This is a genomic window from Enhydrobacter sp. (assembly GCF_030246845.1).
Lineage (GTDB): Bacteria > Pseudomonadota > Alphaproteobacteria > Reyranellales > Reyranellaceae > Reyranella.
The window spans coordinates 5,396,190-5,411,086 of record NZ_CP126889.1 but is presented as its reverse complement, the minus strand read 5'-3'; the positions used below and the strand labels follow the sequence as shown (position 1 = coordinate 5,411,086).

The following is a 14,897-nucleotide window of genomic DNA, read 5'->3' as shown; positions in this document are numbered from 1 at the left end:
TCAACGGCAGAAGTCAGCTTGACCGGATCCCTGCCAGCATCGTGACCGTCTCGATCACGCCCGTCGGATCGGCGACGCCCTGGCCCGCGATGTCGAACGCGCAGCCATGGGCGACCGAGGCGAAGAGGACGGGGGTGCCGATGGCGAGGGCCGATGCGCGCAAGGGCGAGAGGAGCTTGATCGGGATGTGACCCTGGTCGTGGAACATGGCGAGATAGATGTCGTGCCCGCGCCGGCCCAGCAGCAGGTCGGCGCCAAGGGGACCGTCGATGGCGATGCCCCCGGCGCGCAGCGCGGCTGCCGCCGGCTTGGTGACGCGCTCGTCCTCGTCGCCGAACAGGCCGTCCTCGCCGGCATGCGGGTTGATGCCGAACAGGCCGAGCCTCGGCGCGGCGATGCCGAGCCTGCGCGCGGTCGCGACAGCGGCCTGGGCCAGCGCGATCACGAGGTCGGGCGTGAGGCGGGCGAGGGCGGCGCCGACCGGTTCGTGCAGCGTGGCATGGGCGATGCGCAGGCCCTGGGCCGCCAGCATCAGGAAGGCGCGTTCGCGCGGCGTGCCCGTCAGGTCGGCAACGAGCCCCGGATAGCCGCTGAAAGCGATGCCGGCGCGATTGACCGCCGTCTCGGAATGCGGACAGCCGATCACGGCGTCGACCTCGCCCGCGAGCGCGAGCCGCACCGCCGCTGCCGCATAGGCGACGGTCGCCCAGCCGGCACGCGGGTCGAGCGTGCCGGGCGCATAGGCCGCGAATTCGAGCGCCGGCGCCTCGACAAAAGCGGGTGTCGCGAGACCGAGACGACGCGCCGTCTCCTCGATCACGAAGCCGTCGCCGACCAGCAGCGGGTCGATCCTGTCGTCGCGCGCGAAGTGCGTCGCCGCCTCGACCGCGATCTCGGGCCCGATGCCGTTGGGATCGCCCAATGCGATCGCGACGCGCATCATGGGACGGCGGGCTTCCAGCCCGCCTCATGGGTTGATGAGCGGGCCGGAGGCCCGCGGTCCCGCATGACCATGATCAGAACGGGATCGCCACGAGCGTGTCGAAGCGGCTGCCGTCGCAGACGACGATGCGCTCGGAAAAGCGCAGGGTGCCGTCGCCGTTGGTCCTGACCTTGTCGCGATAGCAGCCGGTGGCGAACACCTCCATCCGGCCGTCGCGCATGATGCGCACGATCAGGAACGGCGTCTCGACATCGGCGGCGCCGTCGCGGGCATCGAGGATCGTGGGCAGGCCGACGATGTGGCGGTAGCGCTGGCGTTCGTAGATGTTGGCCTGGCGCAAGGCCGAGATGCGATCCTGCAGCATGGCGCGCGAATCGGCGTAGATCAGCCCGGCCTCGAGGCCCTTGGCCACGTTCTCCGCCGTCGTCACCTTGTAGAGGCAGGACTCCAGGAAGAAGTCCGGCCACTCCTCGTACCGCTCGTTGTCGATCGCCCGGGCGTAGGCCGCGTTCAGCGCGACGAGGCGCGAGAGATCCATCGGTTCAGTAGCCCATGTGCCGGCGATAGGCTTTCCAGAAGCCGCGCACCGAAGCCTCCGTAGCGCGCGTCGCCTGGCTCTCGGTCGTGCGGCCGCCCATCTCGATCGCCGACACCTGGTCGCCGGCGGCTGCAATGCCGCGCTGCACGAAGCCGCCGACGCAGCCGTCCTCCATGGAGACGAAGCCCGCCGGGCCGACGAGGTTCTGCTGCCTGAGCCGCCGCGCCGTCATCTCGGGCGGATCGTCGGCGAAGCCGAAATAGGTCCACTTCAGGTCCATGGCATCGATACCGCGCGGCACCACCTGGCGCACGGCGAGGCAATTGTGGATCTGCTGCAGGATGAAGGCCGGGAACACCGACAGGATCTGGAGCCGGATGCCGTCCTTGAACTCGTCGACCGTGTCGAGCAGGCGCGGATCGGCGAGCTTGTAGTCCTGCTTCTCGGTCCGGATGCCCTGGTCGCGATAGGCCGTGCTTCGGGCGTCGTCGGCCTTGTCGATCGTGTAGCTCGAATGGCTGCCGCCGTCGGGGCTCACCAGCACGCCGCCGCCCTGGGTCAGCCGCGTGATGCGGAAGGTGCCGAAGAAGAGATGCAGCAGGCTCGCGTGATAGGTGTCCTTCACGTTCTCGACATAGAGCTTCCAGTTGTTGGGCAGCGCCTGGGTGAAGCGCCCCATCACCCTGATCGGACGGTCGAGCACGCGCCTGATGCGGCCCAGCACATCGGCGCCGATGAACTCCTCGATCGGCGGCGTATCGGGCGAGAGCGTCGCGAAGACCAGGCCGCAGAGCGTCGTGGTGCGCAGCTTGCGCGGCGCGAAGGCCTCGCGGCTGAAGTCCCTGGGCATGCCGCCGACGCCGTTGATGCCGCGCTCGAAGGCGATGCCGCGCAGGTTGCCGCAGAGGTCGTAGCTCCAGGCGTGATAGATGCATTTGAAGTTGCTTTCGACCGTGCCCGCCTCGTCGAGGGCGATCAGCGCACCGCGATGGGCGCAGCGATTCTCGAAGCAGTTGATCGCGCCGTCGGCGTCGCGCACCACGATCACCGGCAGGGCGCCGACATGGTTGGTGCGCCAGTCGCCCTTGTCGGGGATCTCGGCCTCGAGGCAGACGAAGTTCCAGGTCGCGCCCTCGAACAGGCGCTCGAGCTCGCGCTTGTAGTTCGCCTCGTCCTGGTAGACCCAGTAGGGCACGCGGGCGACCGAGTCCTCGGGCCACAGGCCGGCGGCGCGCGAGTCGGGCAGGGCGTCCATGCGATCTTCCTTACGCGGGCTTCATTTTGCCGCGTATGTTATCTCTTGTGGACCGCGGGCTTCCAGCCCGCTCATAGGGCGCGCAGGATGCGCGCGGTCCGACGAGTCGCGATGTCCTCACCGCCGTTCCACGCCTTCGTCCAGTCGATCCGGCCGCAGACGCCGCTTCGGGCCGCGATCACGGCGGCGTACCGGCGGCCGGAGCCGGAATGCCTGCCGCCCCTGATCGCGGCGGCGAGCCTGCCGGCGGGGACGATGGCTGCCGCCACCTCGCTGGCGCGCACGCTGGTCGTCGAGCTGCGCGGCAAGGCACGACGCGGCGGCATCGAGGGGCTGATCCACGAATATGCGCTGTCGAGCCAGGAGGGGGTGGCGCTGATGTGCCTCGCCGAGGCGCTGCTGCGCATTCCCGACGATGCCACGCGCGACGCCCTGATCCGCGACAAGATCGCGGCGGGCGACTGGGAGGCGCATCTCGGCCACAGCCCGTCGCTGTTCGTGAACGCCGCCACCTGGGGGCTGATGCTGACCGGAAGGCTCGCCGCCACCCACAGCGAGCGCGGGCTCTCGTCGGCGCTCGGCCGGCTGATCGCGCGCGGCGGCGAGCCGCTGGTCCGCAGCGCCGTCAACCTCGCCATGCGTCTGATGGGCGAGCAGTTCGTGGCGGGGCAGACGATCGACGAGGCGCTGGAGCGCAGCCGGAGCCGGGAGGCGAGGGGTTTCCGCTATTCCTACGACATGCTGGGCGAGGCGGCCGTCACGGAGGCCGAGGCGCGGCGCTATTTCGAGGACTATCGCCGCGCCATCGATGCGATCGGCGTCGCGGGCGAGGGCCGCGATCCCTACGACGGGCCTGGCATCTCGGTGAAGCTTTCCGCGCTCCACGCCCGCTACAGCCGCGCGCAGATCGGGCGCGTCGAGGCCGAGCTCTATCCGCGGCTGAAGGCGCTCGCGATGCAGGCGCGCTCCCTCGATGTCGGCCTCAACATCGATGCCGAGGAGGCCGATCGGCTGGAGATCTCGCTCGATCTCCTCGAACGGCTCTGCTTCGAGCGCGAGCTCGAGGGCTGGAGCGGCCTGGGCTTCGTGGTGCAGGCCTACCAGAAGCGCTGCCCGTTCGTGATCGACTGGCTGGTCGATCTCGCGCGCCGCAGCCGGCACCGGCTGATGGTGCGGCTGGTGAAGGGCGCCTACTGGGACGGCGAGATCAAGCGCGCGCAGGTCGACGGTCTCGAGGGCTTCCCCGTGTTCACGCGCAAGATGCACACCGACGTCTCCTACATCGCCTGCGCGAAGAGACTATTGGCGGCGCCGGACGCCCTCTATCCCCAGTTCGCCACCCACAACGCCCTGACGCTCGCGACCATCTACACCATGGCCGGCGAGGGCTATCGGCCGGGCCAGTACGAGTTCCAGTGCCTGCACGGCATGGGCGAGAGCCTGTACGAGGAGGTCGTCGGCAAGGACAAGCTCGACCGGCCGTGCCGCATCTACGCACCCGTCGGCACGCACGAGACGCTGCTCGCCTATCTCGTGCGCCGGCTGCTGGAGAACGGCGCCAACACCTCCTTCGTGCACCAGATCGCCGATCCCGACATCGCGATCGAGCGGCTGCTGGCCGATCCCGTCGAGCGGGCGCGCACGCTGGTGCCGGTCGGCGCGCCGCACGAGCGCATCGCCCTGCCGCGCGATCTCTTCGAGCCCACGCGCCTCAACTCGATGGGCTTAGATCTCGCCAACGAGCAGCGGCTGGCCGAGCTGGCGAAGGCGCTGGCCGCGAGCACGGGCGAGCGCTGGCAGGCCGCGCCGCACCTCGGCGACGGCCTGCGCGAGGGGCCGCCTCGCGAGGTGCGCAATCCAGCCGATCTCGACGACTTGGTCGGCATGGTGATCGAGGCGACGCCGGAGCTGGTCGATGCCGCCTGCGCGCGGGCCGTCGTCTGGCAGGCATCGCCGGAGGCGCGCGCCGCCTGCCTCGAGCGCGTCGCGGACCGGCTGGAAGCGCGCATGCCGGCGCTGGTCGGCCTGATCGTGCGCGAGGCCGGCAAGACCTTCGTCAACGCCATCGGCGAGGTGCGCGAGGCGGTCGACTTCCTGCGCTACTACGCTGGCCAAGCGCGCGGCTTCTCGAACGCGACGCACAGGCCGCTCGGGCTCGTCGCCTGCATCAGCCCGTGGAACTTCCCGCTCTCGATCTTCACCGGCCAGATCGCGGGCGCGCTGGCGGCCGGCAACGCGGTGATCGCCAAGCCGGCGGAAGAAACGCCGCTGATCGCCGCGCAGATGGTGAAGCTCTTCCTGGGCGGCGGCCTGCCGCCGGGCGTTCTGCAGCTCGTGCCGGGGGACGGCGCGATCGGCGCGCGGCTGGTCGCCAATCCGGCCGTCGCCGGCGTGGTGTTCACCGGCTCGACCGAGGCGGCGCAGTCGATCAACCGCACGCTCGCCAAGCGGCTCGGCCGCGACGGCAAGCCGATCCCGCTGATCGCCGAGACCGGCGGGCAGAATGCGCTGGTCGCGGATTCTTCGGCGCTCGCCGAGCAGCTCGTGGGCGACGCCATCGTCTCGGCCTTCGACTCGGCCGGCCAGCGCTGCTCGGCGCTGCGCCTCCTCTGCCTGCAGGAGGACATCGCCGACCGCGTGCTCGCGATGCTGCGGGGCGTGATGGACCAGCTTTCGATCGGCAATCCCGACCGGCTCTCGACCGATGTGGGGCCGGTGATCTCGAAGGAGGCGCAGAAGCGCCTGCTCGATCACATCGAACGCATGCGGGCCCGCGGCCACGCAGTGTACCAGCCGCCGCTGCCCGCCGCGACCGAGGCCGGGCTGTTCGTGCCGCCGACCCTGATCGAGATCGACGCCGTGGCCGGCCTGCCGGGCGAGGTGTTCGGGCCGGTGCTGCACCTGCTGCGCTATCCGCGCGGGCGGCTGGAGGCCATGATCCGCGAGGTCAACCGCACCGGCTTCGGCCTCACCTTCGGCGTGCACAGCCGGATCGACGAGACGGTGGCGCGGGCGACCGAGGCGAGCGCCGCCGGCAACCAGTACGTCAACCGCAACCTGATCGGCGCGGTGGTGGGCGTGCAACCTTTCGGCGGCCACGGTCTTTCCGGGACCGGCCCCAAGGCAGGCGGCCCACTTTATATATACAGGCTGCTCGCCGAGCGGCCGGCCCCGGCCGCCGTCGATACCGCCGAGCGCGAACTCGCCGGGCCGGTCGGGGAGCGCAACAGCTATCGCCTGCGGCCCAGGGGCACCATCCTCTGCGTCGCCCACGATCCGGCCGACCTCCAGATCCAGCTCGAGGCGGTGCGCGCCACCGGCAACCGCGCCACGATGGAAATCGACGATCCTCATATCGCCGCGGCGCTGTTCGCCGGCGAGGAGGCGGAGCTGCGCGCTCTCGTCCAGCGCCTCGCCGGGCGCGACGGTCCCATCGTGCCCGTCCATTGCGCCCCTTATCCGCTCGATTTCCTGTTCGACGAGATCGCCCTCAGCATCAACACCGCCGCCGCCGGCGGCAACGCCAGCCTAATGGCGATCGGGTAGTCGCTGCGAACGTCGTCTACCGCAACGCCGGCCCGATGGCGCCGGTCCGACTTCTGCGGCAGAATGGATAGTCGGGGGAGGGGTGGATGATTTTCGTGACGATCATCGAGCCCAGAGGCAGGGAGATCTACGTCAACGGCGTCTATGACGACCCGCTCGGTCCGACGCCCACCCTGATCACCCTCAACCCCGGCTCGCATATCTTTCAGACGCTGACGTCGGGGTCGGGCCGACGTCTCGTCGATTTCGAGGGGGTCGTGGACAACGTGCCGGACTGGGAAAGCAGGACCATCGACCTTTCCCCGGTCGATCCACCCAAGCCGAAAGACCTCTGAAGGCCTGCGCCATGCCCACCATGGTCCGCTTGCTGGCATGGTTCGGGGTACTGTTCCTGACGTCGGGCTTGACTGGCTGCGCCTATCCCGTCCGCAACAGGCCGATCGTCGACGCCGACCGACCTGCATACCAATGGAGCCAGCTTTCTCCAGGCGAGCCGCAGGACGCGCTCGTGATCGTTACCGCGTCGGGCGGGGGCACGCGCGCGGCAGCGTTGACCATGTCGGTGCTGCGGGCCATGGACAAGATAAAGCTGGCTTCCGGCCGGAGCGTGGCGAGCAAGATCGACATCCTGTCGTCGGTGTCCGGCGGCAGCGTCACGGCTGCCTACTTCGCCCTCCACGGCGCGGCCGGCCTGCCGGCCCTCGAGAAGGACTTCGTCCGCCGGGACGGCATGCAGGCCCTGATCGCCCAGGGGCTCAATCCGGTCGGCCTCGCCATGCTGGCGACGCCGTCCAAGGAGCGCATCGACCTGCTGGTCGACTATCTCGACCGGCAGCTCTTCCACAACGTCACGTTCGACGAGCTCGTCAGGCAACGGCGACGGCCCTACCTGATCCTCAATGCCGCCGACATGGTCGAGGGAACGACCTTTCCCTTCACGCAGTACACGATGGACTTGCTGTGCAGCGATCTCGGGACAATGAAGATATCGACGGCGGTGGCGGCGTCGGCGGCCTTCCCGGTCGCGCTGTCGCCCGTCACCCTGAAGAACTATCGGCCGTGCAAGGTCATTGGAAAGCCGCTCTGGCTCGAGGCGGCGCACGCAACGAGCTGGTATCTCGATCCGCCGCGCGTGACCTGGGAGCGCACCGCCTCGGCCTATGCCGACGGGCAGAAGAAGTTCATCCATCTCCTCGATGGCGGCATCGCCGACAATCTCGGCGTCAGCGAACCCTATCGCCTGCTGACGACCGACGACGTCTCGCCGAAATTCAAGCAGTCCATCAGCGACGGCAGGATCAGGAAGATCGTGTTCATCATGATCAATGCCCGTTCGGTCACGCCCTCCGCGCTGGACGGCAGCCCGGCGACACCCGGCGCCGTCGCGATGCTGACGGCGTCGATCGGCTCGTCGATCGATCGGGCGACCTTCAGCAATTCAGAGAGGATCCGCACGCTGCTGACCGAGCGGTTCCGCGACATGGCCGACGGCATCCAGCGCGAGGCCGACAAGCCCGGCCGGCCCATGCGTGACGTGCTGCTCAGGCAGGCCGCCAACTTCAGGACCGTCGCCGACAATACCCGCCTGATCGCCGTCGACTTCGACGCGATCTCCGACCAAAGATGTCGCGCCGCATTTCATCGCATCCAGACGAGCTGGACCTTGTCTGACAACGAGCTCGACGCCCTCGACGCGATGGGCGAGGCGCTGCTGGCCCAGGACCCTGCGTTTCCCACCGTCCTCCGGGCGCTCGACGCCCGGCCGCTCGCCCAACCGCTCGCCACGGTCGACCAGGCGTGCACCATCCTGCGGCCGGAAGGATAGACTAACTGCCGCCGAGCGGGCCGGGCGGGGCGAGTTCGCGGTTGCAGATCAGGTTGTCGACCGAGGGCGGCAGCTTCTGGCGCTCGATCTCGCACTGTTCGTAGGTGAATGGACCCTTGAAGATCTGCGGGCCGAGGGTCACGACCGGGCGCGGCTTCTCCAGATACCAGCCGGGCCCGGTATAGGCAGCTTCGCGGTGCTCGCAGGCCGCCAAGGCCGACAAAACCACGAGCCCGGCAATGATTTTCGCCATCCGCTTCGACATCGCTCCCCCGGGCATCCCGATCGCCAGCGGCCACTTTAGGAGGGACGTTGCGCCGCAACAATCGCTTTTGACCCGGACCCCAAGCGGGCTAATAAGGACGAGGGTAAGCGCTTCTTTCGGGGGGAGCCGTCCGAGCGGGCGGCCTGGACATTTGAGCGAACTGCCATCCAGACAGGGACTGTACGACCCGCGCAACGAGCACGATTCGTGCGGTGTCGGCTTCGTGGCCGACATCAAGGGCCGGAAATCCCACGACATCATCCATCAGGGCCTGCGCATCCTGGTCAATCTCGACCATCGCGGCGCGGTCGGCGCCGATCCGCTGGTGGGAGACGGCGCGGGCTGCATGATCCAGATCCCGGATGCCTTGCTGCGCGACTGGGCGCGCCGGACGGCAGTCGACCTGCCGCCGCCGGGTCACTATGCGGTCGCGATGTGCTTCCTGCCGCAGAACGAGGCGGCGCGGAACTTCGCCGTCAAGCGGTTCCAGCATTTCATCAGGGTCGAGGGCCAGAAGCTGGTCGGCTGGCGCGACGTGCCGACCGATCCCGCGGGCCTGGGCGCCGCCGTCATCGAGAAGATGCCGGTGATCCGCATGGCGATCGTCGGTCGCGGGCCCAAGGTCGCCGACCAGGACGCCTTCGAGCGCAAGATTCTCGCCATCCGCAAGCAGACCCAGAATCCGCTGGCCGAGCTCGAGAAGAAGCACAAGCTGCCGGGCCTTTCGCAGCTCTACATGCCGTCCTTCTCCTCGCGCACGGTGGTCTACAAGGGCCTGCTGCTCGCCCACCAGGTCGAAAGCTTCTATGCCGACCTGCGCGATCCGCTGACCGAGTCGGCGCTTTGCCTGGTGCACCAGCGCTTCTCGACCAACACCTTTCCGTCGTGGAAGCTCGCGCATCCCTACCGCTTCATCGCCCACAACGGCGAGATCAACACCGTGCGCGGCAACGTCAACTGGATGTACGCGCGCCGGCGCATGATGGAGTCGGAGCTGATCGGCGCCGACCTCGACAAGATGTGGCCGCTGATCCCGCACGGCCAGTCCGACACCGCCTGCGTCGACAATGCGCTCGAGCTGCTGGTGGCCGGCGGCTATTCGCTGAGCCATGCGATGATGATGCTGATCCCGGAGGCGTGGGCCGGCAATCCGCTGATGGATGCGAGGCGCAAGGCCTTCTACGAGTATCACGCCGCCCTGATGGAGCCGTGGGACGGGCCGGCGGCGATCGCCTTCACCGACGGCCGCCAGATCGGCGCCACGCTCGATCGCAACGGCCTCAGGCCCGCGCGCTTCCTGGTGACCGACGACGACCGCGTCGTGATGGCGTCCGAATCGGGCGTGCTGCCGATCCCGGAAAAGAACATCGTGCGCAAGTGGCGGCTGCAGCCCGGCAAGATGCTGCTGATCGATCTCGAGCAGGGCCGCATCGTCGAGGACGAGGAGCTGAAGCGCACGCTGGCCGAGGCCGAGCCCTACGAGGAGTGGCTGAAGCAGACGCAGTACAAGCTCGAGGAGCTGTCGGAGCTGCCCGACGCCCCGCCGCCGGCGCCGTCCAACGATCCGACGACGCTGCTCGATCGCCAGCAGGCGTTCGGCTACACGCAGGAGGACATCCAGTTCTTCCTCGAGCCGATGAGCAGCGTGGCCGACGATCCGGTGGGCTCGATGGGCACCGACACGCCGATCGCCGTGCTCTCGAACAAGCCGAAGCTCCTCTACAACTACTTCAAGCAGAACTTCGCGCAAGTCACCAACCCGCCGATCGACCCGATCCGCGAGGAGCTGGTGATGTCGCTGGTGTCGATGATCGGGCCGCGCCCGAACCTGCTCGGCCGCCATGCCGGCACGCACAAGCGGCTCGAGGTCGCCCAGCCGGTGCTGACCAACGCGGAGCTGGAGAAGATCCGCTCGATCGAGGAGCTGCTGGACGGCGCCTTCCGCACCGCCACCATCGACACGACGTGGCCCGCGGCCGAGGGCGCGGCGGGGCTGGAGAAGGCGCTCGACCGCGTCTGCGTCGAGGCGACCGACGCCGTGCTGGCCGACCGCAACATCCTGATCCTGTCGGACCGCGCCGTGTCGGCGGAGCGCATCCCGATCCCGGCGCTGCTGGCGACGGCTGCCGTCCATCATCACCTGATCCGGCGCGGGCTGCGCACCCAGACCGGGCTCGTGATCGAGACCGGCGAGGCGCGCGAGGTCCATCACTTCTGCTGCCTCGCGGGGTTCGGCGCCGAGGCGGTGAATCCCTATCTCGCCTTCGAGACGCTGGAGGCGCTGCGGGTCCAGAACGGACTGTCGCTCGAGCCCTACGAGGTGCAGAAGAACTACATCAAGGCGGTCGGCAAGGGCTTGCTGAAGGTGATGTCCAAGATGGGCATCTCGACCTACCAGTCCTATTGCGGCGCGCAGATCTTCGACGCGGTCGGCCTGCACTCGGGCTTCGTCGAGAAATACTTCACCGGCACCGCCACGACGGTCGAGGGCGCGGGCTGGAAGGAGATCGCCGAGGAGACGGTGCGCCGCCATCGCGACGCCTACGGCGACAACCCGATCTACCGCAACATGCTCGATGTCGGCGGCGACTACGCCTTCCGGCTGCGCGGCGAGGACCATGCCTGGACGCCGGAGAGCGTGGCGAGGCTGCAGCACGCCGTGCGCGGCAACAGCTCGGCCGAGTACAAGGCGTTCGCCGAGAGCATCAACCTGCAGAACGAGCGGCTGCTCACCCTGCGCGGCCTGATGGAGTTCAGATGGGCCGACGAGCCCGTGCCGATCGGGGAGGTCGAGCCCGCCGCCAGCATCGTCCGCCGCTTCGCCACCGGCGCCATGAGCTTCGGCTCGATCAGCCGCGAGGCGCACACCACGCTCGCCATCGCCATGAACCGGATCGGCGGCAAGTCGAACACCGGCGAGGGCGGCGAGGAGGTGGACCGCTTCAAGCCGCTGCCCAACGGCGATTCCATGCGCTCGGCCATCAAGCAGGTCGCCTCGGGCCGGTTCGGCGTCACCGCCGAATATCTCGTCAACGCCGACGACCTGCAGATCAAGATGGCGCAGGGCGCCAAGCCGGGCGAGGGCGGCCAGCTCCCCGGCCACAAGGTCGACCGCAACATCGCCCGCGTGCGGCGCTCGACGCCGGGCGTCGGCCTGATCTCGCCGCCGCCGCACCACGACATCTACTCGATCGAGGATCTGGCGCAGCTCATCCACGACCTGAAGAACGTCAATCCCGGGGCGCGCGTCTCGGTGAAGCTCGTCTCCGAGGTCGGCGTCGGCACGGTCGCGGCCGGCGTCAGCAAGGCGCGCGCGGATCACGTGACGATCTCGGGCTTCGAGGGCGGCACCGGCGCCTCGCCGCTCACCTCGCTCACCCATGCCGGCTCGCCGTGGGAGATCGGGCTCGCCGAGACACAGCAGACGCTGGTGCTGAACGGCCTGCGCGGCCGCATCGCGGTGCAGGTCGACGGCGGCCTGCGCACCGGCCGCGACGTCGCGATCGGCGCGCTGCTCGGCGCCGACGAGTTCGGCTTCGCGACCGCGCCGCTGATCGCCGTGGGCTGCATCATGATGCGCAAGTGCCACCTCAACACCTGTCCGGTGGGCGTGGCGACGCAGGATCCGGTGCTGCGCAAGCGCTTCACCGGCCAGCCCGAGCACGTGATCAACTACTTCTTCTTCGTCGCCGAGGAGCTGCGCGAGATCATGGCGCGGCTGGGCTTCCGCACCCTCGACGAGATGATCGGCCGCGTCGACCGCCTCGACATGCGCCGCGCCGTCGATCACTGGAAGGCGGGCGGCGTCGACCTCTCGAAGCTGCTCTATGCCGCGCCGGCGCGGCCGGGCGTGGCGATCTGGAACTGCGAGCGGCAGGAGCACGGCCTCGACAAGGCGCTCGACCACAGGCTGATCGAGGCGGCGCGGCCGGCGCTGGAGAGGGGCGAGCCGGTGCAGATCGAGCTGCCCATCGGCAACGTCAACCGCACCGTGGGCGCCATGCTGTCGGGCGAAGTCGCCCGGCGCTACGGCCATCCGGGGCTGCCCGACGACACGATCTCGGTGAAGCTCACCGGCACCGCGGGCCAGAGCTTCGGCGCCTTCCTGGCGCACGGCGTCTCGCTCGAGCTCACGGGCGACGCCAACGACTATGTCGGCAAGGGCCTGAGCGGCGGCCGCGTGACGGTTCGCCAGCCCGCCGGCACGGGCCGGGACCCGCTGCAGAACATTATCGTCGGCAACACGGTGCTCTACGGCGCGATCGGCGGCGAGGCCTATTTCGAGGGCGTGGCGGGCGAGCGCTTCGCCGTGCGCAACTCGGGCGCCATCGCCGTCGTCGAGGGCACGGGCGACCATGGCTGCGAGTACATGACGGGTGGCGTGGTGGTCGTGCTGGGCGAGACCGGGCGCAACTTCGCGGCCGGCATGTCGGGCGGCGTGGCCTACGTGTACGACCCGAAGGCGCGCTTTCGCGACCTTTGCAATCCGGCGATGGTCGAGCTCGAGCAGGTTACCGGCCCTTCCGAGGCGCCGCACGACGATCCCGGCCGGCCGCGCCAGCGCGCGATCGATGTCGAGGACAACGGCATGGGCGACGTGCTGCGCTTCGACGCCGAGCGGCTGCGCATCCTGATCGAGCGGCACCACCTCCATACCGGCAGCGCCCGCGCCCGCGAGCTGCTGGAGGACTGGGACCGTGCTGTGCGCTGCTTCGTCAAGGTGATGCCGCGCGACTACAAGCGCGCGCTGCTGCAGGCGCGCGGGCAGGCGGCGGCGAAGGCGGTCGCGGCGGAGTGATGGCCCGTGGCCGTCATTCCGAGCATTGGCGGGGGATCTGCAACCGGAAGGAGAGATCCCTCGCTGCGCTCGGGATGACACATGAACCGTGTCATCCCGAGGCGAAGCCGATGGATCCTTCCCTTCACGGGAAGACGTTGGAGAAGGAGTAGCGAGAGCGATGGGGCTTCCCACCGGCTTCCTGGAGATCGAGCGCAAGGATCGGCCGTACGAGAAGGTCGAGGCGCGGCTCAAGACCTGGAAGGAATTCATCCTGCCGCTGCCGTCGGCCGAGATGCGCCGGCAGGCGGCGCGCTGCATGGATTGCGGCGTGCCGTTCTGTCACAACGGCTGCCCGGTCAACAACCAGATCCCCGACTGGAACGAGCTGGTGCGGCGCGACCGCTGGCGCGATGCGCTCGAGGTCCTGCACTCGACCAACAACTTCCCCGAGTTCACCGGCCGCATCTGCCCGGCGCCCTGCGAGGCCGCCTGCACGCTCAACATCGACGACAATCCCGTCACCATCAAGTCGATCGAATGCGCGATCGTCGACCGCGGCTGGCAGGAAGGCTGGGTCCAGCCGCTGGTGCCGGCGAAGAAGACGGGCAAGCGCGTCGCCGTCGTGGGCTCGGGCCCGGCGGGCCTCGCCTGCAGCCAGCAGCTCGCCCGCGCGGGCCATGCGGTGACGTTGTTCGAGAAGGCCGACCGCATCGGCGGCCTGCTGCGCTACGGCATCCCCGACTTCAAGATGGAGAAGCATCTGATCGACCGCCGCATGCGCCAGATGACGGCGGAGGGCGTGGAGTTCCGCACCGGCGTCGAGGTGGGGGCCACGCTGTCGGTGAAGTCGCTGCTCGAAGGCTACGACGCCGTGGCGCTGACCGGCGGCGCCGAATGGCCGCGCGATCTCGAGGTGCCGGGCCGCGAGCTCGACGGCATCCATTTCGCGATGGATTTCCTGGTGCCGCAGAACAAGCGCGTGGCCGGCGACGACGAGGCGCGCGCCGCACCCCGCGGCACGATCAGCGCCAAAGGCAAGCATGTCATCGTGATCGGTGGCGGCGACACGGGATCGGACTGCGTCGGCACGTCCAACCGCCAGGGCGCGCTCTCGGTGACGCAGCTCGAGGTCATGCCGCAGCCGCCGGAGAAGGAGAACAAGGCGCTGACCTGGCCCGACTGGCCGCTGAAGCTGCGCACCTCCTCCTCGCACGAGGAAGGGGTCGAGCGCGACTTCGCCGTGCTCACGCGGCGCGCGGTCGGCTCGAACGGCAAGGTCGAGGCGCTGGAATGCGTGCGCGTCGAGTGGGTGAAGGGCGCCGACGGCCGCATGGCGATGGCCGAGGTGCCCGGCAGCACGTTCCGGCTCGAGGCCGGTCTCGTCCTGCTGGCGATGGGCTTCCTCGGGCCGGTGAGGCCTGGTCTGCTCGAGCAGACCGGTGTCGCGCTCGATGCCCGCGGCAATGTTGCCGCCACCGTGCAGGACTACAAGACCTCGGTGCCGCGCGTGTTTGCCGCCGGCGACATGCGGCGCGGCCAATCGCTGGTCGTCTGGGCGATCCGCGAGGGCCGGCAGTGCGCGCGCGCCATCGATATCGAGCTGATGGGGCAGTCCGCGCTGCCGCGCTGACCTGCGACACTCGCGCGGCCTCGGGCGTGCGTGCCGAGGCGCGGCGCCCTTCAACCGTGGCTTGTTCTGGAGTATTGCGATAGGTGCGGCCCGCGAGCCGCCGTATCGCAACCCG

General features: G+C 69.2%; 9 protein-coding genes. 5 read left to right on the top strand and 4 right to left on the bottom strand.

The window, feature by feature from the left end; genetic code table 11:
- Positions 1–13: 13 nt before the first annotated feature.
- The 3 genes from OJF58_RS26855 to OJF58_RS26845 all read right to left on the bottom strand — a co-directional run bounded on the left by OJF58_RS26855 (position 14) and on the right by OJF58_RS26845 (position 2,736).
- On the bottom strand, positions 14–943 hold the full coding sequence (locus tag OJF58_RS26855; protein ID WP_300780963.1) for a 4-hydroxythreonine-4-phosphate dehydrogenase PdxA: 930 nt from the start codon (positions 941–943) through the stop codon (positions 14–16).
- A 73-nt stretch (positions 944–1,016) separates the two neighbouring features.
- Positions 1,017–1,481, bottom strand: a complete 465-nt coding sequence (locus tag OJF58_RS26850; protein WP_300780962.1) for an aromatic-ring-hydroxylating dioxygenase subunit beta — start codon at positions 1,479–1,481, stop codon at positions 1,017–1,019.
- Positions 1,482–1,485: 4 nt separating this feature from the next.
- Complete coding sequence (locus tag OJF58_RS26845; protein ID WP_300780961.1) at positions 1,486–2,736, bottom strand: aromatic ring-hydroxylating dioxygenase subunit alpha; 1,251 nt, start codon at positions 2,734–2,736, stop codon at positions 1,486–1,488.
- A gap of 111 nt (positions 2,737–2,847) precedes the next feature.
- Between OJF58_RS26845 and putA the strand changes: the two genes are divergently transcribed.
- The 3 genes from putA to OJF58_RS26830 all read left to right on the top strand — a co-directional run bounded on the left by putA (position 2,848) and on the right by OJF58_RS26830 (position 8,107).
- Positions 2,848–6,282, top strand: coding sequence for a bifunctional proline dehydrogenase/L-glutamate gamma-semialdehyde dehydrogenase PutA (gene putA / locus OJF58_RS26840; protein WP_300780960.1), 3,435 nt, complete (start codon positions 2,848–2,850; stop codon positions 6,280–6,282).
- Between the two features lie 86 nt (positions 6,283–6,368).
- Positions 6,369–6,617, top strand: coding sequence for a hypothetical protein (locus tag OJF58_RS26835; protein WP_300780959.1), 249 nt, complete (start codon positions 6,369–6,371; stop codon positions 6,615–6,617).
- An 11-nt stretch (positions 6,618–6,628) separates the two neighbouring features.
- The gene (locus tag OJF58_RS26830; RefSeq protein ID WP_300780958.1) at positions 6,629–8,107 is read left to right on the top strand and encodes a patatin-like phospholipase family protein; all 1,479 of its coding nucleotides are present in this window, start codon (positions 6,629–6,631) and stop codon (positions 8,105–8,107) included.
- Position 8,108: 1 nt separating this feature from the next.
- Here OJF58_RS26830 and OJF58_RS26825 read toward each other — a convergent pair whose 3' ends face one another.
- On the bottom strand, positions 8,109–8,372 hold the full coding sequence (locus OJF58_RS26825; protein WP_300780957.1) for a hypothetical protein: 264 nt from the start codon (positions 8,370–8,372) through the stop codon (positions 8,109–8,111).
- A 151-nt stretch (positions 8,373–8,523) separates the two neighbouring features.
- Between OJF58_RS26825 and gltB the strand changes: the two genes are divergently transcribed.
- Both gltB and OJF58_RS26815 read left to right on the top strand, forming a co-directional pair.
- On the top strand, positions 8,524–13,170 hold the full coding sequence (gene gltB / locus OJF58_RS26820; protein WP_300780956.1) for a glutamate synthase large subunit: 4,647 nt from the start codon (positions 8,524–8,526) through the stop codon (positions 13,168–13,170).
- Between the two features lie 160 nt (positions 13,171–13,330).
- Entirely contained in the window at positions 13,331–14,782 is a 1,452-nt protein-coding gene (locus OJF58_RS26815) for a glutamate synthase subunit beta (RefSeq protein WP_300780955.1), read from the top strand.
- Positions 14,783–14,897 lie beyond the last annotated feature (115 nt).

Bases quoted from the DNA above. Each gene is read 5' to 3' on its own strand.
- OJF58_RS26825 (WP_300780957.1), bottom strand. From the start codon at position 8,372: ATGTCGAAGCGGATGGCGAAAATCATTGCCGGGCTCGTGGTTTTGTCG.
- OJF58_RS26835 (WP_300780959.1), top strand. From the start codon at position 6,369: ATGATTTTCGTGACGATCATCGAGCCCAGAGGCAGGGAGATCTACGTC.
- putA (WP_300780960.1), top strand. From the start codon at position 2,848: ATGTCCTCACCGCCGTTCCACGCCTTCGTCCAGTCGATCCGGCCGCAG.
- OJF58_RS26815 (WP_300780955.1), top strand. From the start codon at position 13,331: ATGGGGCTTCCCACCGGCTTCCTGGAGATCGAGCGCAAGGATCGGCCG.
- OJF58_RS26830 (WP_300780958.1), top strand. From the start codon at position 6,629: ATGCCCACCATGGTCCGCTTGCTGGCATGGTTCGGGGTACTGTTCCTG.
- OJF58_RS26850 (WP_300780962.1), bottom strand. From the start codon at position 1,481: ATGGATCTCTCGCGCCTCGTCGCGCTGAACGCGGCCTACGCCCGGGCG.
- OJF58_RS26855 (WP_300780963.1), bottom strand. From the start codon at position 943: ATGATGCGCGTCGCGATCGCATTGGGCGATCCCAACGGCATCGGGCCC.
- OJF58_RS26845 (WP_300780961.1), bottom strand. From the start codon at position 2,736: ATGGACGCCCTGCCCGACTCGCGCGCCGCCGGCCTGTGGCCCGAGGAC.